Below are 20,198 nucleotides of genomic sequence, written 5' to 3'. Positions count from 1 at the left end.
CGACATGAATGACACGACCGAGAGCCCGCTGCGTTGCTATTTCGCCTTTCGCAGCCCGTATTCGCGGCTGGGCCTGCACAAGCTGGCCCGGGCTGGATTTGACGGCGATCTGATCGTGTTCACCGGCCCGCCCGAGGATGCGCCCTTCAACGACCCGACGGCGAACAAATACAAGCTCGCCTATTACCAGCAGGACGTGTTTCGCATGACAGTGCGGATGGGCCTGCCGCTCGCTTTGCCCGATCCGTTTGATCCCGATTATCGCCTCGCCAATCTCAGCTTCATTGCGGCGCAGAAAGCGGGCAAGGGCCTCGCCTTCGCGCTCGCCGTGTCTGATGCGCGCTGGGGGCAGGGCAAGAATATTTCCGAAGCGGACGTGCTCGCTGAAGCGGCGCAGGCTGCGGACTGGGCCGGGTTTGACGCGGACGCGTTTCGCGCGGACGACAGCCTCGCGCAAATGATCAAGGACCAGCGCGCCAAGATCGCAGAAGACGGCGTGTTCGGCGTGCCCTTCCTGATCGACGGCCGCAACAAATACTGGGGCCAGGACCGGTTTGATCTCTGGCTTGAACATCGGGCGGGTTAAGGCAGAAGCCCACAACTTATCCGCCCCCTCCCAAAGCTGAGCCATACTCTGCCTGGTTCCTCCCATGACGGGCGGCCGGCGCGTTCAGGCTGGGAGGGGCGAGATGTCCCGAGGACAGAGCGTTTAACGCAGGCTCTGGCCGAAAAGGCGGGCGATCACCGGGTGGTCCAGGGCAGCGGCGTCTGATGAGGCGGCGACTGCACCGGCGGCGCGACAGCGCAGAAGTCTCCGTGCGGCGGTCCCGACAAAACATCTCAAGCGCGGGAGCCGGGTTTGGCTCTCAAGACGACCCAATATTCACTGTAACGGCCCGCTCCCGCGCGACCCGTCTTTTGGTTTTCACCCTGCGTTTGCACGTGGGGCTGATGGTGCATGGGCCTCCGGATCAAGTCCGAAGGCCGAGAGGTTTACGCGCTTTCTTCTCGGTCCTCGGACTTGATCCGGGGACCCATAACACCGCTTCACCTTCCCTCAATCTGTCTCAACCCCCGACAGCCGTCATCCCGGCCTTGAGCCGGGACCTACTGCAGGCGCCTCAGTGATCAGAAAAGAGCGGTTCCGGCCGATCCCGGATCGCTGCGCGTCCGGGATTACAGGAGTGAGAATTGATTAGAGACCGGCGCGAGGCTCGTTTGCCTATGGGCACTGGGCGATGAAGGTGGCGGAAAGACTCGCTTCTAACAGAGCTTCCGGGGCGGTGCTGCTTGGTTGAGATGACCTCTGGGCCGCATTGTCTTGGCTGACCAGGCTGAGGGTTGGGGTGTCCATCCTTCCATTGGGCTCCAGTGTAAGCAGTTCAATGGAACTTAATCGATCCAGACTGCATCCTGTGGATAACGCTACGAGCTCTGCCTGTTCCCGAGCATCAGCCGTCGCCATTTCCACCGCACGCCTCTCAGTTTCTGGCGTGGGGTCCATGTTCAAAGAAAACACTGTGAAAATATCCAGACCTGAAGCTGTGATGTATCCATCAGCTGCCAAGACTTCTGACGCTGAGCCTTCGAAAAGGCGAACGATATAAGTGCGTTCCTGAGTCATTTCAGGGTTGCTGATTGGGGGATACATGACCCAACCATTTTCATGCTCTGATCGAGTCACGCTTGTCTGCTCCATCAGCTCATACTCAAAAGCATCCCAGTCGAAATCTGAGCTAATCATCCCGTTTACAAACAACGTCCCGTTCTCAGCCTCTTGGGATACGGAAGCGTTCCCTCTGACTTTAATTTCCAGGGTTGATGCCGGAGCAGTTGATTGAGCGTGTGCGGGTGTAGCCAAGAGTGCGCAGCTTGCCAGAACCGTCAGCCCTATAGTCTTAATCATAACTCGCATCCCCTCCTGCGTGTGTGCGCACACTCTAGGGGCGGCGGGCGTCCACGCAAACAAAAACCCCGGAGGCTCGCTCCGGGGTTTTCATGTTCAGCTTGATCTCAGAGCTAGGCTTCCTCGTCTTCGCTCAGTTCGCGGTCGAAGAAGTCGAAGATGCTGGTCCACAGATGACGTTGCAAAGCGGGCGGCCGCACGCCGTGACGCTGGCCGGGATAGGTCATCATCTCAAACAACTCGCCGCGTTGCTGCAGCTCGGCATAGAGCCGGGTGGAATGGTCGAACGTCACATTGTCATCCGCCATGCCATGGATCATCAGGGTCGGGGTTTCGTACCCGTCCAGATGCGCGAAGGCGGAGCCTTGGAAATACCCGTCTTCATTGGCTTGCGGGGTGTCCATATAGCGCTCGGTGTAATGGGTGTCGTAAAGCGCCCAGTCGGTCACCGGCGCGCCGGACACCGCGGCGTCAAACCGGCCCGGCGCCTGCAGCGTGGTCATCAGCGTCATATAGCCGCCATAGGACCAGCCCCACAGGCCGATCCGGTCGCTATCCACGAAGTCAAGGCTTTCCAGATAGTCGAGCCCGGTCAGCTGGTCGCGCACTTCCACGCCGCCCATCCGGTCATGAAGCGCGGCTTCAAAGGCGTGGCCGCGATTCCAGCTGCCCCGGTTATCGAGCTTGAAGAGGATGTAGCCCTGATCGGCGAACAGCTGATCGCGCGGGCCGATCCAGCCCTTGGCCACGGTCTGAACATGCGGGCCGCCATAGACCTGCACGATGGCGGGACACGGATCAGCGGCGCTGCAATGCTCGGGCTTGAGCATGGACCAGTAAAGCTCGGTCTCTCCGTCATCCGCCAGCACCGTGCCGAACTCAGGGGTCAGATGGCTCTCAAGGAAGGGCGCATAGGGATGGTCTTCGCCGATGGCGTTTTCCTCGATCCAGGCCACGCGCTCGCCTGAAATGTCATAAAGCGCCGTCTGGGGCAGGGTGTCAGGATCGGAATAGCTGCCGATGAAGCCCGTGCCGCCTTGTCCCAGGCTGACGTTCCAGCGGCCTTCGCCTTGGGTGATTTGCACCGGCTCGCCGCCGTCAAACGGAACGGCGTACAGATGACGCTCCAGTGGGCTCGTCATCCAGCCTTCAAAGTAGACCGTCTCACCGTCCTCAGACAGGCCGGCGAAGTACTCGACCACCCATTCGCCCGAGGTCAGCGCGCGGGCCTCGCCCTCTGCGCTCACATGATAGATATGGCGAAAGCCGGTGCGTTCGGACGTCCACAGAAAGCCGCCATCCTCGAGCGCGGTGAAGTCATTGGTGAGATTGATCCAGGCGCCCGACTGTTCGGTGAGAACCGTCTCGGTCGCGCCCGTCATCGGGTCGGCGGCCAGAATATCCAGCACGGTCTGGGCGCGGTTCTGGCGCTGAGCGTACAGCGTGCCGCTGTCTGCGCTCCAGTTCACGCGCGCCAGATAGATGTCGGTCTCTGATCCCAGATCGACCTGGGTGCGCTGGCCGCTGGCCACGTCGATCACATGCAGCTCGATCAGCACATTGTCCGTGCCGGCGCGCGGATAGCGCTGATCGGTGACGGTGACGCCCTCGGCGGTGATGCCGAAGCGGGGAACGATCTCGACCGGGGTCTCGTCAATGCGGGCTGCGGCCACATAGCGGCCATCGGGGCTCCACCAGTATCCGGTATAGCGCTGCATCTCTTCCTGGGCGACGAACTCGGCGACGCCCCAGCTGATCGCGCCGGCGCCTTCAGTGGTCAGGGCGCGCTCCTCGCCGCTCTCAAGGTTATGCACCCAGAGATTCTGGTCGCGGATGAAGCTGACATATTGGCCGTCCGGGCTGACGCGGGCGTCGGTCTCAAACGCTTCGGTCTGCATCAGCCGCTCGGCTTCGCCGGTGTCCACATCCACATAGAAGACATCGCCGTCGAGCGGCACCAGGATCGCTTCGCCCGTCTCGTCCCAGTCATAGCTGACCACGCCGGAGGTGGAGATGCGCGCGCGCTCGCGATACTGGATCTCGGCTTCGGACAATTCGCGCTCATCGGGCGCCAGCACGCTCGAATCCACCAGCATATAGGCCTGGCCGTCGCTGAGATTCATCGCCCACAGGTCTGTGACCGTGCGGTCGTCATCCTTGGGGCGCAGGAAGGTCACCCGATCGCCATCGGGGGAAAAGCGCAAGCCGCGCGGCGTGGCGCCGGACAGGCTGACCGAGCCATAAACGTCCTCAATGCTCAACGCCGCCGGGTCGACCGGGGCTGAGGGCGGTGTTTGTGCGGTGTCTGTCGATGGCGCGCAGGCGGCCAGGGCCAGAAGGCCGGCGCAGGTGAACAAGGCGTGACGCATGAGAGCTCCCCTTCTCAAGTCTGTTTGGGCGCGACGCTAATGGGTGAGCGCTCTGGGGTAAACGCTGCGCACGCGTCGTAACTGATCATAAGCATTCTTTTGAGAGGCTTGCGGGCGTCGCGTTTTGAGACTTAACGGGAGTGGTTCATGCCGGGTCTGACCCTGATCGCACTGGCGGCCAGCCTGCTGGCGACCGCGCAAGGCCAGCGCTTCCCCGTCATCGATGTACCCAATGATCCGGCGGCGCGCTATGACGTCTTGATGCTGGTGCCCACGCGCGGCGGCAAGCTGGAGATCGTCACCCGCCGCGTCGGACGCCGGGGCGACACCTTCGTGCAACGCGAAATCGACTGCCGCACCGGCCTGGTGCGTTATCTCGGGCAGGGGCATACCGTGGACGAGATGAATGCGGATGATCGCAATTACATGCTCGATCCGATCGATCCCAACTCCATCTCCGGCCATATCGCCGAGTATGCCTGCGAGAATGTGGAGCGGCCGGATTAGGGGCTAGTCGTCCGAGGCTGGGGCTGGATCGACCAGTTCGAAGACGACCTCGATTTGACGAATTTCTCTGACGTCTTCAGGTGCAATGTCGAGCTGGCTGTCTGGGGTAAGTCGCTGACCAGTAACAACGATCGCTTGAGGCTCCGTGGGCATGGGTGGAGACCTGTAATAGTCATTTGAGGGCTGGATCGAAATGATCTCGCCCAGTTCAAGCCCTGACGCTTCAGCCATCATGGCCGCTGACTCACTGGCGTTCGTGAAGGCATGTTGAGCGGCGGCCCTTCCGAGGGCTTCAGCATCGGCAGAGACAAAGTGCCCAAGCACGACATTCAAGACACCCAACTCATTGGCCAGACTAGCCATGTTTCCCGCCAGACTCACGGGGGAAAGGGTGATCGTGATATCCTGCGATACGACATAGGCGAGGGCATCGCACGGCGCGCCTACAAAGATCGTTCGGTTCTGCCCTCTTGGGCAGTCTTGCTGAATATCAAGGTTCTGAGTTCGAAGGTCGAAGCTATCAAGGCCCTCAAGCTGCGGAAGCTGTTCCTCTAACGTCGTGAAGAGGGCTTGGGCTTGGTCCAGAGCCTCAGCCTGGGTTTCTGCGCGCGCACCGATATGGAGTTCGACCACTGCGTAGTGCGCAGGCTCCACCGCCCAACCCTCAGCGGTCACCGTCACCGTACGGGGCGTTTCAGGCTCGCAGGCGGCAAGGAGCGGGCTGGCCAGCATCAGGGCTGGAAGAATGAGCTGTTTCATATGATTTCCCCCTATTGGAGAAACCATACGTGATTTTCGTTTGATTGGAACGGGGCTTCAAGTGGCGGGAACGGGCTCCCGACACGCTGCATTGCGTCATCCCCCCCAAACCCGCTATAGCGTGGCGCTAGAACAAAGCCCCCAGCTAATGGAGCGCGCACGCCTATGGCCGCGTATCAATACGTCTATCACATGGACAATCTGGCGAAGACCTATCCCGGCGGGAAACAGGTCTTCTCCGGCATCTCGCTGCACTTCCTGCCGGACGCCAAGATCGGCGTCGTGGGCGTCAACGGCGCGGGTAAATCCTCGCTGTTGCGCATCATGGCCGGTCAGGACACCGACTTCACAGGCGAAGCCTGGGCGGAGAAGGGCGTGCGCGTGGGGTATCTGCCCCAGGAGCCCAAGCTTGATGAGACCAAGACCGTTTGGGAAAACGTCATTGAAGGGTCTGAGGACAAGCAAATCTATGACGCCTACAACGCCATCGCCATGCAGCTCGCCGAGGATTATTCCGACGAGCTGATGGAGAAGATGACCGAGCTGCAAGAGCAGGTCGATGCGCGCGACGCCTGGGACATTGATTCCAAGATCGAGATGGCCATGGGCGCGCTGCGCTGCCCGGCGCCGGATGCGGATGTGACGAATTTGTCGGGCGGTGAACGCCGCCGCGTGGCGATCTGTCAGCTGCTTTTGTCCAAGCCGCACGTTCTGCTGCTTGACGAACCGACCAACCACCTCGACGCGGAAAGCGTGGCCTGGCTCCAAAACCATCTGGAGAATTACGCCGGCGCCGTGCTGATCGTGACCCACGACCGTTACTTCCTGGACGCGATCACCACCTGGACGCTTGAGCTCGATCGCGGTCAGGGCGTGCCGTATCAGGGCGGGTATTCAGACTGGCTCGAGCAAAAGGCCAAGCGCCTGGCGCAAGAATCCCGCGAAGAGAGCGCCAAGCAGCGCGCCCTGATGCGCGAGCTGGACTGGATCCGCGCCGCGCCGAAAGCGCGTCAGGCGAAATCCAAGGCCCGTATCAAATCCTATGAAGAAAAGCGTGACGCAGCCGAGAAGGAAAAGATCTCGACCGCCGTCATCCGCATTCCGCCGGGCCCGCGCCTGGGCGGCAATGTGGTGGATTTCGACCATGTGTCGAAAGGCTTTGATGATCGCCTCTTGATCAATGATCTCGACTTCAAACTGCCGCCGGGCGGCGTTGTGGGCGTGATCGGTCCGAACGGCGCGGGTAAGACCACCCTGTTCAAAATGATCGTCGGCGAGGAAAAGCCCGATAATGGTTCGGTCACCCTCGGCGAGACCGTGAAGCTTGGGTATGTGAACCAGTCGCGCGACGCGCTCGATCCCAACAAAAACGTCTGGGAAGAGATCTCCGAAGGCAATGACATGATCATGCTGGGCGACCATGAAGTGGCGAGCCGGGCCTATGTGGGCGCGTTCAACTTCAAGGGCGGCGACCAGCAAAAGAAAGTGGGCGTGTTGTCAGGCGGTGAGCGCAATCGCGTCCACCTCGCCAAAATGCTCAAAGAAGGCGGCAATCTGCTGCTGCTTGACGAACCGACCAACGATCTCGACGTCGAGACGCTGTCGGCTCTGGAAGCGGCGCTGGAAGATTTCCCCGGCTGCGCCGTGGTCATCTCGCACGACCGTTTCTTCCTCGACCGCATCGCCACCCACATCCTCGCCTTTGAAGGCGATAGCCATGTGGAATGGTTTGAAGGCTCGTTCACTGACTATCTGGCCGACAAGAAGCGCCGCCTGGGCGATGACGCCCTGGTACCCAAGCGCGTCAAGTTCCAGAAGTTCGAACGCTAAGGGCTTTGAAATGACGCCAGCTGAACGCCGCCGCCTGACCGCTTATCTTGCGGGACGGCGGTGGGCGTCGCTGGGCGTGTTCTGCGCGGCGCTCACGGGCGCCGCGCTCATCGTTTTCAGTCTGGCGCAGCCTGAATGGCTGTTCCGCTCGCCTGTTCTGGTCCTGTTTCTGCCCGTGCTGATCGTCACCGTGCGGTGCTGGCGCGCGCCTTTGCAATGGCGGCAGGCGGTTCTCGACCTACACAGCCAAGGGGTCGCTTCACTCAGCGGGATTGCGCACGTGAACTGGCGGCGACGCCCCGGCCTGTTCTCGGGCTTGAGCGCGACTCTTGAGCTAGAGGGCCGGCGGTTCACGCTGGAGGATGATCTCGCGGGATCTGTGACGCCGGGCGTCTGGCTCACCGTCCGATATGCGCCGACGTCCGGCGCCTTGTTGTCGCTTGAGCGCGCGCCGCACAAAGAGGCCGGGCTTGATCCGCTCATCGCAGACCAGCTGACGGACCGCGAACGCGCGCTTCTGGGTTTGATGGCCGAAGGGTTGTCAGACAAGGCGATCGCCCGGCGGCTCAATCTCTCCCCCACCACCGTGCGGACCTATAACAGCACGCTCTACGCCAAGCTGGGCGTTCAGGGGCGCGGCGAAGCCGTGCATCTGGCCCGTGGCGGCGCGCTGACATCTGCAGACTGACAGATCGCTGACATCTGTCGATAGGCGCTGGACTGCCTGCGCGACAGCCTCCTCCCCATGCAAGGGAGGACGTCATGCATCAAGATACACCCCAGCCAGTCTGGAGATTTCGCGACGGCATCATTGTGCTTGCAACCGCCATGGCCGCTTATACGGCATTGAGCTGGGCGCATATGGCGCTGGTTAGCGAAACGGTCGGGATGGAGGCCTATCTCGGCTCCGGCGACAGTCTGCCTTTGAAAATTCTCGTCATCAGCCAGCTCAGCAAGGCGGTCGCGCTGCTGGGCGTGCTTTGGCTTTTGGGGCTGTTGCTCAAGGGGCTGGACTGGCGCGCGGTCGGGTTGAAACCAGTTGCCTCAGGCTGGCTGCTGGCGGGCGTGTTTGCAGGTGCGCTGTTCACAGCGACAGGCTTAGTGTTGGTCAAGACGCTGACGGGGCTCGTGCCCTCATGGAGCGCAATGACTCGCGCGCCGTTTGACGTCGGCCCGTCAGCCTCGCCCGGCATGGTTGCAGCGTTTGTAGGGATGACCCTGCTCGTCACGCCCTTCGCCGAGGAGGTCTTCTTTCGCGGCTTTGTCTACAAATGGATGAAGGGCCATCGCCCGGTTTGGCTGGCCGCACTCATCTCCTCAATCATCTTTGGCGCATCCCATATCGTGCCGCATCAGGCGGTCAACGCGGCGGTCATGGGGTTGGCGTTGATCTGGCTCTATGAAAAGTCAGGCTCGATCTGGCCCGCCATTATCGCTCATGCCGTCAACAATGCGCTGGGCGTCGGTCTCGGCGCCTTGGCCGCGCAAGGGCTGTTGCCGAGCGTCCTGACCGCGCCGGGCTAACCTCTGGCGAACCGCGCCAGCCGGTCCCGCACCGCGTCGAAATACGCCGCCACATGCACGCCGTCCACGAGCCCATGATGGGTCTGGACGGATAGCGGCAGGCTGAGCAGGCCTTCTGTTTCGCGCCGCCATTGACCGGCTGCGATATTGGGTGTGGCGGCCAGGGCGCCGCCGCCAGAGCGGGGGTGCTCGATGGAGGTAAAGCGTAGGAAGGGCAGACCGGTGCAGTAGAGCTGGCCGCACTCGGGCGCAGCTTCGACATTGGTGCGCATCTCGGTCGCGGTTTCCGCGTCGCGCTTGTCGGCATGATAGGCGGTGATGAAGGCGTTGAGGTCTTCTGTGAACGGCACATAGGAGAAGTTCACATGGCCTTTTGCGTTGCGCACCGTATAGCTGGGCAAAAGCGCATTGACCCGGAAGGGCTCACCCGTGTCGGTCAGCCGCCAGCGAAACGCGTCCACATCCAAGCTGGCGCCTGAAATGGCGTGGAACAAAACGGCGAAGGGCGGCAGGCCCTGGGCTTTCGCGATGCTGACGAAATCAGGCGCGGTCAGCTCGGCGGTGACGTTCAGGCGCGGATCGTCCAGGGCGTCAAACCAGCGAAGCTGGGGGCCGCGCTCAAAGGGCGCGTCGATCGGCGCGATGATGTCGGGGGTGTATGCAGGTGTCATGATGCGCCTTTCTGACCGGGCGCTGAGACCGGGCGGGCGCTTGAAACGCGAGCCGGAAACGAAACCGCCGGAGCGCGCTGCTGGTAGCGCGCCCCGGCGGGCGTTTCAACTCTTCGCGCTCAGGGGCGAGAGAAGACTGTGATCAGGCGTCGTCGCCCGCGCCGTGATTGCGCAGCATGGAGGTGGCGGCGCTGACATCCCCGCGATTATCGCCGATCACGGCGAGGATCTGCTCGCGCTGGGTCTGGGCCAGCCAGACGCCGAGCACTTCCACATCCACGGCTTTCAATTCACCGCCGGATTCAAGAATGCGCCAGTTGACGTCAAACTCTTCGCCATCAGGGCCGCCATAGACGCGCGAGCGGACGATGTAATCGCCAGGATTGCGGGTGACAGAGCCCGTGACGTCCAGCTGCTGGCCGGCATAAGCGCTCAGCTCGCTCTCATAGACGCTGATCGCATAGGTGCGGAACGCCGTGCGGAACGCCGTGAGCTCGTCTTCCGAGGCGGTGCGGCGATACCGGCCCAGCACGAAATTGGAGATGCGGTCCACATCGGCCAGCGCGTCGATCCGCTCACGAAATTCCGCCTGCACCGTCGGCAGATCGGTCTGGCCCGCGTTCAGCTCTGTCAGGGTTTCGATCACCTGATTGGCCTGGGTCTGAACAAAGGCTTCAGCATCGTCAGCTGTTGTGGACTGCGCCATCGCCAGAGGCGCCAGAGCCGTCAAGGCGAGGGCGGTGAGGATGTGCTTGATCATGGGGAGGTCTCCTGCCGCCATTTCGGCGTGCTTATTCAAATTCAGGCAGGTTTTCATAATTCGGGTCGGACCGCGTTCCGGTCTCGATAAAGGCGGAACGCGACTGACGCCAAGCCGAACGGGCCTGAACATATGGGTCAATTGCGGTGCGATTGAGGCTATCGATAGCGCTGTCGAGATCCGCGCGAGTCTGAACTCCGTTCAAACCTCGCAGGCCCCAGGCCCAAGCTTCGCCTGATTCCTCTTCACTCCAGTTCAATGGATGAGGATAACGATCGACAAAGCGTCCGGTTGCATCGCGAAAATTGGACGGGCCGATCAAGGGCAGCACCAGATAGGGTCCGTCACCCACGCCCCAGACGGCGAGGGTCTGGCCAAAGTCACGGCGATGCTGCGGCACGCCTTCACGGGTGGCCACGTCAAATACGCCCGCGACGCCGATCGTCGTGTTCATCACAAACCGGCCGACCGTATCGCCTGCGGCATGCACATCGCCTTGCAACAGGGCGTTGGCGAACACGACAGGCTGATTGAGATTGCTCATGAAATTACGCACGCCGGTCTGCACCGGGTCCGGGGTCACCGTGTCATAGACGCGGGCGGACGGCCCCACCACCGCATCATCAAGCGTCTGGTTGACGGCGAAGACAGCGCGGTTGGCCGGTTCGAACGGATCGCCGGTCTCCTGCGCCATCTCTCGTGAAGCGCAGGCGGTCAGGCTGAAAGCAGCCAGCAGGACTGCGGCTTGAGAGGTCAGAGCGGCGATACGCATGAAGTGTCCTTAAGATCGACGTGTCGGTGGGCACAATGTCGGGTTTGAGGCGGGGATATCAAGTCAGGGAAATCCATAACGTGCCGCTCAGCGGGCAGTTCCATCTTGCCTGCAGCGCAATAATCGCATAAAGATATCTTTATGTGGATGTGTCGCCGGTTTCCGGTGATGTAAAACCGTGACTGGACTGGTGATGACCGTGACTGGCCGTTCCTCTTCACAAGGGCCGAAGGTGTCCTTTGAATTCTTCCCGCCTAAAAGCGAGGAAGCCGAGGCGAAATTATGGTCGTCTATTGCGCGACTTTCGCCTCTTGCGCCGGACTTTGTGTCCGTCACCTATGGCGCGGGGGGCTCGACGCGGGACCGCACCCACCGCACCGTCCGCCGGATCGTGTCCGAAACCGAAATGGCGCCGGCCGCTCATCTGACTTGCGTGTCCGCGACCCGCGATCAGGTGGATGAGGTCATTCGCGATTACTGGAACGCCGGCGTGCGCCATATCGTGGCCCTGCGCGGGGATCCGCCCGAAGGGCTGGACCAGGCGTATACGCCTTTCCCCAACGGCTACAGCAATTCCGCTGACCTGACCGCCGGCATCAAGGCCATTGGCGATTTCGAAGTCTCGGTGGGCTGTTATCCTGAGAAGCACCCCGACAGCGCTGACTGGGATGCGGATCTGGACATGCTGAAGGCGAAGATCGATGCGGGCGCGACGCGCGCCATCACCCAGTTCTTCTTCGATGCGGACATCTTCTTTCGCTATCTCGAGCGCGTGCGCAAAGCCGGGATCGATATTCCGATTGTGCCCGGCGTGATGCTGCAGCCCAATTTCAAAGGCCTGGTGCGCATGGCCGAGATGTGCGGCGCGCATATTCCGGACCGGGTCCATGCGGTTTATGGCGGGCTGGAAGACGATGCCGGCACGCGTGAGCTGGTGACGGCGCATCTGGCGGCTGAAATGTGCGAAAAGCTGAGCCAGGGCGGGGCGGACGCATTTCACTTCTACACGCTGAACCGGGCTGAGCTGTCGCTGTCCACCTGTGCGCTGCTGGGCGTCAAGCCTGCCCATGAAATCAAAGCCGCCTGACGGAAACGAACGCCATGACCAAAGCTGAACGCCGCGCCGCGCTGGACGCGCTGGCGCTGAATCGCATTCTGATCCTGGACGGCGCCATGGGCACCCAGATCCAGACCCTGAAGCTGGATGAAGCCGGGTATCGCGGCGAGCGATTTGCGGACTGGTCCTGCCCGATCCAGGGCAATAACGACATCCTGAACCTGTCTACGCCCGACGCCGTGCGCGCGATCCACAAGCAGTATTTCGATGCGGGCGCCGACATGGTGGAGACCAACACCTTCTCCGCCACCTTGATCGCCCAGGCTGATTACAAGATGGAAGACCTCGCCGCCGAGATCGCGTCCGAGGGCGCGCGCCTGGCGCGGGAAGCGGCGGATGAAGCCGAAGCTGAAACCGGATCGCCCAAGGCGGTGCTGGGCGCCATCGGGCCGACCAACAAGACGTTGTCGCTCTCGCCGAATGTGGAAGATCCCGGCTTTCGCGAAGTAACGTTTGATCAGGTCCGCGACGCCTATGCCGAGCAGGTTCTGGCCATGGCGGACTATGTGGATTTCTTCCTGATCGAGACGATATTCGACACGTTGAACGCCAAGGCGGCGATCAAGGCCATTCTTGATCTGCGCAATGAAGGCAAGATCGATCCCGATATCCCGATCATCTTGTCGGGCACCATCACCGACGCGTCGGGCCGCACTTTGTCGGGGCAGACCACCGAAGCGTTTTACAATTCCGTCCGTCACGCCAATCCCTGGGCGGTGGGGTTAAACTGCGCGCTGGGCGGCAAGCAATTGCGGCCCTATGTGGCCGAGCTGGCGCGCATCGCGGATTGTCATGTGCTGGCCTATCCCAATGCGGGCCTGCCCAATGCGTTCGGCGAATATGACGAAACGCCCGACGAGACCGGCGCCTTCATCGCCGACTGGGCGCAATCAGGCCTGATCAATATTGCGGGCGGCTGCTGCGGCACGACGCCAAACCATATCGCCGCCATTGCGCGCGACGCCAAAACCGGTCAGCCACGAACCCTGAAGGACCGCCCCCAGGCCATGCGCCTGTCAGGTCTTGAACCGTTTGAGCTGGCTTGAGGAGCCCGTATGTCTGACGCCTCACCCTCTCGCGCCATTTTCGTCAATGTGGGCGAACGCACCAATGTCACCGGCTCGGCGAAGTTCCGAAAGCTGATCAAGGCGGGCGATTACGCGGCTGCGCTCGACGTGGCGCGCCAGCAGGTGGACGCGGGCGCCCAGATCATCGACGTGAACATGGATGAGGGGCTTCTTGATTCAAAAGAAGCCATGACGACCTTCCTCAATCTCATCGCGGCGGAACCCGACATCGCCCGCGTGCCGGTGATGATCGACAGCTCCAAATGGGAGGTGATCGAGGCGGGCCTGAAATGCGTGCAGGGCAAGGCGGTCGTCAATTCGATCTCATTGAAGGAAGGCGAGGCGGAGTTCCTCAAGCACGCCCGCGCTTGCAAGGCTTATGGCGCGGCCGTCGTCGTGATGGCGTTTGACGAGGACGGCCAGGCCGACACCGCCAAGCGCAAGATCGAGATTTGCGAGCGCGCCTATAAAACGCTGGTTGATCAGGTCGGATTCGATCCCAACGACATAATCTTTGATCCCAATATCTTCGCGGTGGCGACGGGGATTGAAGAGCATAACAATTACGCGGTGGACTTCATCGAGGCCACACGCTGGATCCGCCAGAACCTGCCCGGCTGTCACGTCTCGGGCGGATTGTCGAACGTGTCCTTCTCGTTCCGCGGCAATGAGCCGGTGCGCCGGGCCATGCACTCGGTCTTCCTCTATCACGCCATCAAGGCGGGCATGGATATGGGGATCGTCAACGCCGGTCAGCTCGATATTTATGACGCCATCGATGCTGAGCTGCGCGAGCTGGTGGAGGATGTGATCCTCAACCGCCGCGACGACGCCACCGAGCGCCTGCTGGAGGCGGCTGAGCGCTATAAGGGCACGGGCGAGGCGGCGCAGAAAGAAGACGAAGCCTGGCGCAGCACGCCGGTGGCCGAACGCCTGAAGCACGCTCTGGTCAAAGGCATTGACGCCTATGTGGTGGAAGACACCGAAGAAGCGCGTCAGGCCGCTGAACGCCCGCTGCATGTGATCGAAGGCCCGCTGATGGCGGGCATGAACGTGGTCGGCGACCTGTTCGGCGAGGGCAAGATGTTCCTGCCCCAGGTCGTCAAATCCGCCCGCGTGATGAAAAAGGCCGTAGCCTACCTCTTCCCCTATATGGAGGAAGAACGCGAACGCTCCGGCGCGGAAAAGGAAGCCGCCGGCAAGATCATCATGGCGACCGTGAAGGGCGATGTGCACGATATCGGCAAGAATATCGTCGGCGTGGTCCTGCAATGTAACGGCTATGACGTGGTCGATCTGGGCGTGATGGTTCCCGCTGAAAAGATCCTGGAGACTGCGCGCGCCGAGAAGGCCGACATTATCGGCCTGTCGGGCCTGATCACGCCGTCGCTTGATGAAATGGTGCATGTGGCCAGCGAGATGGAGCGGCAGGGCTTTGACCTGCCCTTGATGATCGGCGGCGCCACCACCTCACCGGCGCATACGGCGGTGAAGATCGAGCCGGCCTACACCAAGGCGCCGATTATTCACGCCACCGACGCATCCCGCGCGGTGGGGATCGTCTCGCGCCTTCTATCCAAGGACGAGCGCCAGCCGCTCTGGGATGAAGTCTCCGCCCGCTACGCCAAGATCCGCGAGACCCGCGCCCGCACCCAAGGCAGCCGCGAACGCGTCAGCCTGGATGCTGCCCGCGCCAACGGCTTTGACGCGGATGCAGGCGGCTATCAGCCCGTCGCGCCGCAAAAGGCGGGCCTGACCACGATCGACGATGTGCGTCTGGCGGATCTGGTCGACTATATCGACTGGACGCCGTTCTTTTTCTCCTGGGAGCTCAAGGGCAGCTACCCCGCCATCCTTGATGACCCGAACCGGGGCGAGGCGGCGCGCAACCTGTTCAAGGATGCGCAGGGCATGCTCAAGACCATGGTTGAAGAAGACTGGCTGAAACCGCGCGGCGTGGTGGGGCTGTGGCCCGCCCGGCGCGACGGTGATGACGTGATCGTCTTCACCGATGACAGCCGGTCTGAAGAGGCGGGACGGTTCTACGGTTTGCGCCAACAGTCCAAGAAAGAGGGCGACAAGCCCAATTTCGCCATCAATGACTTCATCTCGTCCACGCAAGATGACTGGATCGGCGGCTTCGCCGTGACGGCGGGCGAGGGCGAACAGGCGATGATTGACCGCTTCAAGGCGGACAATGACGATTATTCCGAGATCCTGTTCAAATCGCTGTCTGACCGGTTCGCGGAAGCCTTCGCCGAATATCTGCACCAGCGCGTGCGCCGCTCGATCTGGGGCTATGCGTCTGATGAGACGCTGTCCAATGAAGAGCTGATCCAGGAAGCCTATGCCGGCATCCGCCCGGCGCCGGGCTATCCCGCCCAGCCTGACCACACCGAAAAAGACCTGCTGTTCAAACTGCTCGAAGCGCCCGAGCGCACCGGCATCACGCTGACCGAAAGCTGGGCGATGAGCCCGGCCTCGTCGGTGTCAGGGCTTTATATCGCCCATCCCGACAGCGTCTATTTCGCCGTGGGCCGGGTCGCCAGGGACCAAGTCGAGGACTATGCGAACCGCAAGGGCTGGACCCTCGCGCGCGCTGAAAAGGAACTCGCCCCGGTTCTAGGCTATGAGCCTGACGCTGAGGCCGCAGCCTCAGCGGAAGCGGCGGAATAGGTCTTCAAGAGCAGATATCGTATCTGCGTCTCTGAGTTGTCATGCTTCTCCTCCATAGTGTGTAGAGGGGAGACTTATGAGCACGTTTGAGAGAGTTCTGGGCGTTCTGGCGAGTTTGATCGCCGTAGGTACATTCATCTGGGCAATCGCCACGACCTTTTTCGGCGCGGACTTTGCCGTCAGCTTTGAGCCGCAAGCGGCTAAACTGCCCACACCCGATTTATCTGAAGCGTTTGGCGGACTGAATTCAATCTTTTCAGGACTGTTGCAGGTCATCCAGGCCATATTCAGCTGGGCTTCTCAGAACATCGTTTTGAAAGTTTTTTTCTACATCGTTTTGATGCTGGTCTATGCGCTGACCTTCGCGTCGCTCTTTGTGGTGCCCTGGGTCAGGCGTCAGGAACCGCTCTTCGTCCCAACCTTTCTGAGCTATCTGTTCTTTCTTGGCGCCGTCTGGATCTTCGACAATCTCTTTGTGGGAGGTGATCTACGCGTCATTTCCGCCGCCGTGCTGTCGGGTGACTATGTGCAACTTGACAATGAGGGCGTGGAGTTTTCCATGTGCATGGTCGCCAGCCTTGTGCTGTATGCATTTGGCGTGAACGCTGCTGCGAACGTGGCGCGAGAAAGCGCTGAAGAAGGCATGGATTTCTTCGAGCGTACGTTTAAAGGCGGCGGCGCTCCAGCAGGCTCCTGGACGGCTCATGCCCTCTTGGCTTTCCTGATGGCGCTCGCCGCCCTCTTCACGTACTGACTACTCGGCCTTCCCGTCCGCCACATGCACGTCCGGGCCCAGCGGGACCACGGCGGTGGGATTGATCATGTCGTGGCTCTCATAATAATGGCGCTTGGCGTGCTCGAGATTGAACACGTCCGCCACGCCATGCTGGGTATGCAGGCGGCGGGCATAGGCGTTGATGTTGGGATAGTCGATCAGGCGCTTGAGATTGGTTTTGAAATGGCCGTGATAGACCGGGTCAAACCGCACCAGGGTCGTGTAGAGCCGCCAGTCGGCTTCGGTCACATCCCCGCCCATCAGATAGGCGCGGCCGTCTGACAACCGGTCCTCGACCCAGTCGAGCGCAGCAAACAGGGTGGTCACCGCCTCTTCATAGGCGCCTTGGGTGGTGGCGAAGCCCGATTTGTAAACGCCGTTATTGATCTCGTGATAGACGCGCTCGTTGACGGTTCCGATCTCTTCCCGCAGCGCTTGCGGGTAGTAATCGCCGGGCTTCGCGCCCACCTCGTCAAAGGCGGAATTGAACATGCGGATGATGTCCGCGCTTTCATTGGAGACGATGGTGTTGGTCTTTTTGTCCCACAGCACCGGCACGGTCACGCGGCCCGAATAGTCAGACTTGGCCGCAGTATAGACCTGGTGCATGAACTCGGCCTTGTGCAGTGGATCCTGGATCACGCCCGGTCCGTCCTGAAACGTCCAGCCGTTCTCACGCATCAGCCAGTGGACGACTGACACGTCGATCATGTCTTCCAGGCCCTTCAGGCGCCGGAAGATCAAGGTGCGGTGCGCCCAGGGGCAGGCGAGCGAGACATAGAGGTGATAGCGGCCCGGCTCGGCCTCGAACCCCGCTTCGCCCGTTGGCCCAGCTGAGCCGTCTGCGGTCACCCAGTTGCGAAACATCGCTTCTGAGCGTTTGAACCGCCCGCCGGTGGATTTGGTGTCATACCATTTGTCCTGCCAGACGCCGTCTACAAGCAATCCCATGGTGTGGTCTCTCCTTTGTTGCGCCCCTGCAAATGATTGGATCGTCGGGCCTAGAACCGGCCCTGCTGGTAATCGAGCATGGCCTGGCGCACTTCGCCTTCCGTGGTCATCACGAAGGGGCCGCCCCAGACAATGGGCTCGCCGATGGGCTTGCCGGCGGCCAACATCAGGCGCGCGCCTTTGGGACCAGCCTTGATGCGGATGGCGTCGCCGCGTCCGAACACGCCCAGCTGAGCCTCTTTGAGTTTCATGCCGCCCGCTTCCACGTCGCCCGTGTGAACGGCAAGGAAGGCGGTCTTCGCGTCCGGGATCGGTTCTTCAAAAACTGCGCCTGGCTCCATGCGAAGCTCGGCGTAAAGCGGATCAACCGTCACATCGGTGACAGGCCCTGTGACGCCGGTCGAGGTCTGGCCGGTGACGATCTTGGCGGTGACGCCCTCGCGGATGTCTGAGGGAACGTGCGCCTCGTCATATTCCTGATAGCCGGGATCCTTCATTTTCTCGGCCTTGGGCAGGTTCACCCAGAGCTGGAAGCCGCTCATCAAACCGTCTTCCTGCTCGGGCATTTCCGAGTGCACGATGCCGCGCGCGGCAGTCATCCATTGCACGCCGCCTGGCTCGATCACGCCTTCATGGCCTTTATTGTCCTGATGGCGCATCCGGCCTTCGACCATATAGGTGACGGTTTCAAAGCCGCGATGCGGATGGGGCGGGAAACCCGCGAGATAATCGCCGGGATTATCGGAATGGAATTTGTCGAGCATCAGGAACGGATCCAGCACGCGCAGATCGGGCGTGCCCAGCAGGCGGGTCAGCTTCACCCCGGCGCCGTCAGAGGTCGGCATGCCTTGGGTGATCTTCACGATCGGACGCAATTGCGGGCTCATGTCTGGCTCCTGTGTCGGCTTCAGGCTTGAACATGGGGAGGCGGGGCGCTGATGACGAGCGCGGTTTCAGACAGGCAGCGTTTCCGAAACGCGAATAATCAGAGCTTGCGTCACCTGAGGATGGACGAAACACTAAGGTCGCTGTAACGCATCAGCTTTCCATTCCTGCTGGAGGTTCTCACGGCATGACCGATGAGCCGTTTGTCCTGGGTTGGGAAGAGTGGGCTTCGTTTTCCGGGCTCGCGCTTCCTGCCATCAAAGCCAAAGTTGATACCGGGGCAAAGACGAGCGCCTTGCATGCGGTCGCGATCGAACCCTTTGGTCCTGATGACAAACCTCAGGTCCGCTTCGTCATGCACCCGATCCCCGATCAGCCTGACCTGGAAGTGGTGTGCGCCGCGCCGGCGGTGGATCGCCGTGAAGTCACGTCATCCAACGGCGAGACCGAGCTGCGCTGGGTGATCGAAGCCAATGTCACGATTGGCGAGCGCACCTGGCCCATCGAGGTCACGCTGACCAATCGCGAGAACATGGCCTATCGCATGCTGCTGGGCCGGACCGCGATCCTGGACGATATGGTGGTCAGCCCGACCCAGTCCTGCGCGCAAAAAGAGCTGAGCTATGATCTGTATCAGCATTTGCCGCGCAGCAAGCCGGTGCATCGCCCGCTGCGGATCGCGATTCTGACGCGTGAGCCGAAAAACTATTCCTCTCAGCGCCTGAAAGAGGCCGCCGAGGCGCAAGGCCATGTGGCGGAGATGATCAACACGGCGCGCTGCACCATGGCGATCAATGCATTGTCGCCGGCGATCTATTACGATGGCCGCCGCTTGCCGCGTTATGACGCGGTCATTCCGCGCATCGGCGCGTCGATGACCAATTACGGCATGGCGGTGCTGCGCCAGTTCGCCATGACCGGCGCCTATATTCTCAACACCCCTGAATCCATCGGCGCCAGCCGCGACAAGCTCTATGCGCACCAGGTGCTGGCGAGCGCCGGCATCGGCATGCCGACGACCGCTTTCGCGCACTCGCCGAAAGACACCAAGAACCTAATCGAGCACGTCGGCGGCGCGCCTCTGGTGGTGAAGCTCCTGGAGAGCACGCAAGGGCGCGGCGTCATCTTGGCGGAGACCGGCAAGGCCGCTGAATCGGTGATCGACGCTTTCCGGGGACTGGACGCCAACTTCATCGTTCAGGATTTCGTCAAGGAAGCCTCGGGCGTCGACATTCGCTGTTTCGTCATCGGCGGGAAGGTGGTTGCGGCGATGAAGCGCGAAGCCCAGCCGGGCGAGTTCCGCTCCAACCTGCACCGGGGCGGTCAGGCGAGTCGGGTGCGTATTTCAAAAGACGAACGCGCGGCGGCTGTGAAAGCGGCGCGTGCGCTGGGTCTGTCCGTGGCGGGTGTGGATCTGTTGCGCTCGGATGAAGGCCCGAAAGTGCTCGAAGTGAACTCGTCACCCGGCATTGAAGGCATCGAGAAGTCGAGCGGCAAGGACGTGGCCGAGATCATCATCGACCATATCGAATCCCATGTGCGCGCTTTGCGGCGTCCGCCGGTTCGCCGCCGCAAAGGCAAGAGTGCGCCAACGGCGTCCGCGGACTAGGCGATAGAAAAAGCCCTGGC

At 61.5% G+C, this 20,198-nt stretch carries 18 protein-coding genes; 10 read left to right on the top strand and 8 right to left on the bottom strand.

Going from position 1 to position 20,198, the window contains the following annotated elements; genetic code table 11:
• Window positions 1-4: 4 nt before the first annotated feature.
• The gene (locus tag ACQ66J_RS03205; protein ID WP_430430459.1) at window positions 5-586 is read left to right on the top strand and encodes a DsbA family protein; all 582 of its coding nucleotides are present in this window, start codon (window positions 5-7) and stop codon (window positions 584-586) included.
• Window positions 587-1,222: 636 nt separating this feature from the next.
• On the opposite strand, the gene ACQ66J_RS03200 is transcribed toward ACQ66J_RS03205, so the two are convergent.
• The gene (locus ACQ66J_RS03200) at window positions 1,223-1,906 is read right to left on the bottom strand and encodes an SIMPL domain-containing protein (protein ID WP_430430458.1); all 684 of its coding nucleotides are present in this window, start codon (window positions 1,904-1,906) and stop codon (window positions 1,223-1,225) included.
• A gap of 113 nt (window positions 1,907-2,019) precedes the next feature.
• Window positions 2,020-4,275, bottom strand: a complete 2,256-nt coding sequence (locus tag ACQ66J_RS03195) for a S9 family peptidase (protein WP_430430457.1) — start codon at window positions 4,273-4,275, stop codon at window positions 2,020-2,022.
• Between the two features lie 147 nt (window positions 4,276-4,422).
• Between ACQ66J_RS03195 and ACQ66J_RS03190 the strand changes: the two genes are divergently transcribed.
• A complete protein-coding gene (locus tag ACQ66J_RS03190; protein ID WP_430430456.1) occupies window positions 4,423-4,782 on the top strand; it encodes a hypothetical protein in 360 nt (119 codons plus the stop codon).
• Window positions 4,783-4,785: 3 nt separating this feature from the next.
• Here ACQ66J_RS03190 and ACQ66J_RS03185 read toward each other — a convergent pair whose 3' ends face one another.
• Window positions 4,786-5,541 (bottom strand): SIMPL domain-containing protein, encoded by a 756-nt coding sequence (locus ACQ66J_RS03185; RefSeq protein WP_430430455.1) that lies wholly within the window; start codon window positions 5,539-5,541, stop codon window positions 4,786-4,788.
• A 165-nt stretch (window positions 5,542-5,706) separates the two neighbouring features.
• On the opposite strand from ACQ66J_RS03185, the gene ettA reads away from it, so the two are divergent.
• From ettA to ACQ66J_RS03170, 3 genes are all read left to right on the top strand, one after another.
• Window positions 5,707-7,371, top strand: coding sequence for an energy-dependent translational throttle protein EttA (ettA, locus tag ACQ66J_RS03180; RefSeq protein ID WP_430430454.1), 1,665 nt, complete (start codon window positions 5,707-5,709; stop codon window positions 7,369-7,371).
• 10 nt (window positions 7,372-7,381) lie between these two features.
• Window positions 7,382-8,059 (top strand): response regulator transcription factor, encoded by a 678-nt coding sequence (locus tag ACQ66J_RS03175; RefSeq protein ID WP_430430453.1) that lies wholly within the window; start codon window positions 7,382-7,384, stop codon window positions 8,057-8,059.
• Between the two features lie 74 nt (window positions 8,060-8,133).
• Window positions 8,134-8,895: a CPBP family intramembrane glutamic endopeptidase gene (locus ACQ66J_RS03170; RefSeq protein WP_430430452.1), complete on the top strand. Its 762-nt coding sequence runs from the start codon at window positions 8,134-8,136 to the stop codon at window positions 8,893-8,895.
• Here the strand turns inward: ACQ66J_RS03170 and ACQ66J_RS03165 are convergent.
• The 3 genes from ACQ66J_RS03165 to ACQ66J_RS03155 form a co-directional block, all read right to left on the bottom strand.
• Window positions 8,892-9,566, bottom strand: a complete 675-nt coding sequence (locus ACQ66J_RS03165; RefSeq protein WP_430430451.1) for a CatA-like O-acetyltransferase — start codon at window positions 9,564-9,566, stop codon at window positions 8,892-8,894. The genes ACQ66J_RS03170 and ACQ66J_RS03165 overlap by 4 nt on opposite strands.
• A gap of 142 nt (window positions 9,567-9,708) precedes the next feature.
• A complete protein-coding gene (locus ACQ66J_RS03160) occupies window positions 9,709-10,326 on the bottom strand; it encodes an MlaC/ttg2D family ABC transporter substrate-binding protein (RefSeq protein WP_430430450.1) in 618 nt (205 codons plus the stop codon).
• 31 nt (window positions 10,327-10,357) lie between these two features.
• Complete coding sequence (locus tag ACQ66J_RS03155; RefSeq protein WP_430430449.1) at window positions 10,358-11,098, bottom strand: MlaA family lipoprotein; 741 nt, start codon at window positions 11,096-11,098, stop codon at window positions 10,358-10,360.
• Window positions 11,099-11,291: 193 nt separating this feature from the next.
• Here ACQ66J_RS03155 and metF point away from each other — a divergent pair, with 193 nt between their 5' ends.
• From metF to ACQ66J_RS03135, 4 genes are all read left to right on the top strand, one after another.
• Window positions 11,292-12,185, top strand: coding sequence for a methylenetetrahydrofolate reductase [NAD(P)H] (gene metF, locus ACQ66J_RS03150; RefSeq protein ID WP_375548525.1), 894 nt, complete (start codon window positions 11,292-11,294; stop codon window positions 12,183-12,185).
• Window positions 12,186-12,199: 14 nt separating this feature from the next.
• Complete coding sequence (locus tag ACQ66J_RS03145; protein WP_430430448.1) at window positions 12,200-13,261, top strand: homocysteine S-methyltransferase family protein; 1,062 nt, start codon at window positions 12,200-12,202, stop codon at window positions 13,259-13,261.
• Between the two features lie 9 nt (window positions 13,262-13,270).
• Window positions 13,271-15,958 carry a methionine synthase gene (metH, locus tag ACQ66J_RS03140; protein WP_430430447.1) on the top strand — a complete coding sequence of 896 codons (2,688 nt, stop codon included), beginning with the start codon at window positions 13,271-13,273 and terminating at the stop codon, window positions 15,956-15,958.
• 115 nt (window positions 15,959-16,073) lie between these two features.
• Complete coding sequence (locus ACQ66J_RS03135; RefSeq protein WP_430430446.1) at window positions 16,074-16,712, top strand: hypothetical protein; 639 nt, start codon at window positions 16,074-16,076, stop codon at window positions 16,710-16,712.
• On the opposite strand, the gene ACQ66J_RS03130 is transcribed toward ACQ66J_RS03135, so the two are convergent.
• Together ACQ66J_RS03130 and ACQ66J_RS03125 are read right to left on the bottom strand one after the other, a co-directional pair.
• A complete protein-coding gene (locus ACQ66J_RS03130; protein WP_430430445.1) occupies window positions 16,713-17,684 on the bottom strand; it encodes a glutathione S-transferase family protein in 972 nt (323 codons plus the stop codon).
• Between the two features lie 50 nt (window positions 17,685-17,734).
• Window positions 17,735-18,571 carry a pirin family protein gene (locus ACQ66J_RS03125; protein WP_430430444.1) on the bottom strand — a complete coding sequence of 279 codons (837 nt, stop codon included), beginning with the start codon at window positions 18,569-18,571 and terminating at the stop codon, window positions 17,735-17,737.
• 185 nt (window positions 18,572-18,756) lie between these two features.
• Here ACQ66J_RS03125 and rimK point away from each other — a divergent pair, with 185 nt between their 5' ends.
• Entirely contained in the window at window positions 18,757-20,178 is a 1,422-nt protein-coding gene (gene rimK, locus ACQ66J_RS03120) for a 30S ribosomal protein S6--L-glutamate ligase (protein WP_375548531.1), read from the top strand.
• Window positions 20,179-20,198 lie beyond the last annotated feature (20 nt).

It is taken from the genome of Oceanicaulis sp., from assembly GCF_965284345.1.
In the GTDB taxonomy this organism is placed as follows: domain Bacteria; phylum Pseudomonadota; class Alphaproteobacteria; order Caulobacterales; family Maricaulaceae; genus Oceanicaulis; species Oceanicaulis alexandrii_A.
The sequence above is the reverse complement of the archived record's forward strand: the minus strand, read 5'-3'. Positions and strand labels throughout refer to the sequence as shown.

Excerpts from the sequence above, each read along its gene's own strand:
- ACQ66J_RS03170 (WP_430430452.1), top strand. The coding sequence starts at position 8,134 with ATGCATCAAGATACACCCCAGCCAGTCTGGAGATTTCGCGACGGCATC.
- ACQ66J_RS03190 (WP_430430456.1), top strand. The coding sequence starts at position 4,423 with ATGCCGGGTCTGACCCTGATCGCACTGGCGGCCAGCCTGCTGGCGACC.
- ACQ66J_RS03165 (WP_430430451.1), bottom strand. The coding sequence starts at position 9,566 with ATGACACCTGCATACACCCCCGACATCATCGCGCCGATCGACGCGCCC.
- ACQ66J_RS03125 (WP_430430444.1), bottom strand. The coding sequence starts at position 18,571 with ATGAGCCCGCAATTGCGTCCGATCGTGAAGATCACCCAAGGCATGCCG.
- ACQ66J_RS03155 (WP_430430449.1), bottom strand. The coding sequence starts at position 11,098 with ATGCGTATCGCCGCTCTGACCTCTCAAGCCGCAGTCCTGCTGGCTGCT.
- ACQ66J_RS03175 (WP_430430453.1), top strand. The coding sequence starts at position 7,382 with ATGACGCCAGCTGAACGCCGCCGCCTGACCGCTTATCTTGCGGGACGG.
- ACQ66J_RS03195 (WP_430430457.1), bottom strand. The coding sequence starts at position 4,275 with ATGCGTCACGCCTTGTTCACCTGCGCCGGCCTTCTGGCCCTGGCCGCC.
- ettA (WP_430430454.1), top strand. The coding sequence starts at position 5,707 with ATGGCCGCGTATCAATACGTCTATCACATGGACAATCTGGCGAAGACC.
- ACQ66J_RS03160 (WP_430430450.1), bottom strand. The coding sequence starts at position 10,326 with ATGATCAAGCACATCCTCACCGCCCTCGCCTTGACGGCTCTGGCGCCT.
- ACQ66J_RS03205 (WP_430430459.1), top strand. The coding sequence starts at position 5 with ATGAATGACACGACCGAGAGCCCGCTGCGTTGCTATTTCGCCTTTCGC.
- ACQ66J_RS03185 (WP_430430455.1), bottom strand. The coding sequence starts at position 5,541 with ATGAAACAGCTCATTCTTCCAGCCCTGATGCTGGCCAGCCCGCTCCTT.
- metH (WP_430430447.1), top strand. The coding sequence starts at position 13,271 with ATGTCTGACGCCTCACCCTCTCGCGCCATTTTCGTCAATGTGGGCGAA.
- ACQ66J_RS03145 (WP_430430448.1), top strand. The coding sequence starts at position 12,200 with ATGACCAAAGCTGAACGCCGCGCCGCGCTGGACGCGCTGGCGCTGAAT.
- metF (WP_375548525.1), top strand. The coding sequence starts at position 11,292 with ATGACCGTGACTGGCCGTTCCTCTTCACAAGGGCCGAAGGTGTCCTTT.
- ACQ66J_RS03130 (WP_430430445.1), bottom strand. The coding sequence starts at position 17,684 with ATGGGATTGCTTGTAGACGGCGTCTGGCAGGACAAATGGTATGACACC.
- rimK (WP_375548531.1), top strand. The coding sequence starts at position 18,757 with ATGACCGATGAGCCGTTTGTCCTGGGTTGGGAAGAGTGGGCTTCGTTT.
- ACQ66J_RS03200 (WP_430430458.1), bottom strand. The coding sequence starts at position 1,906 with ATGATTAAGACTATAGGGCTGACGGTTCTGGCAAGCTGCGCACTCTTG.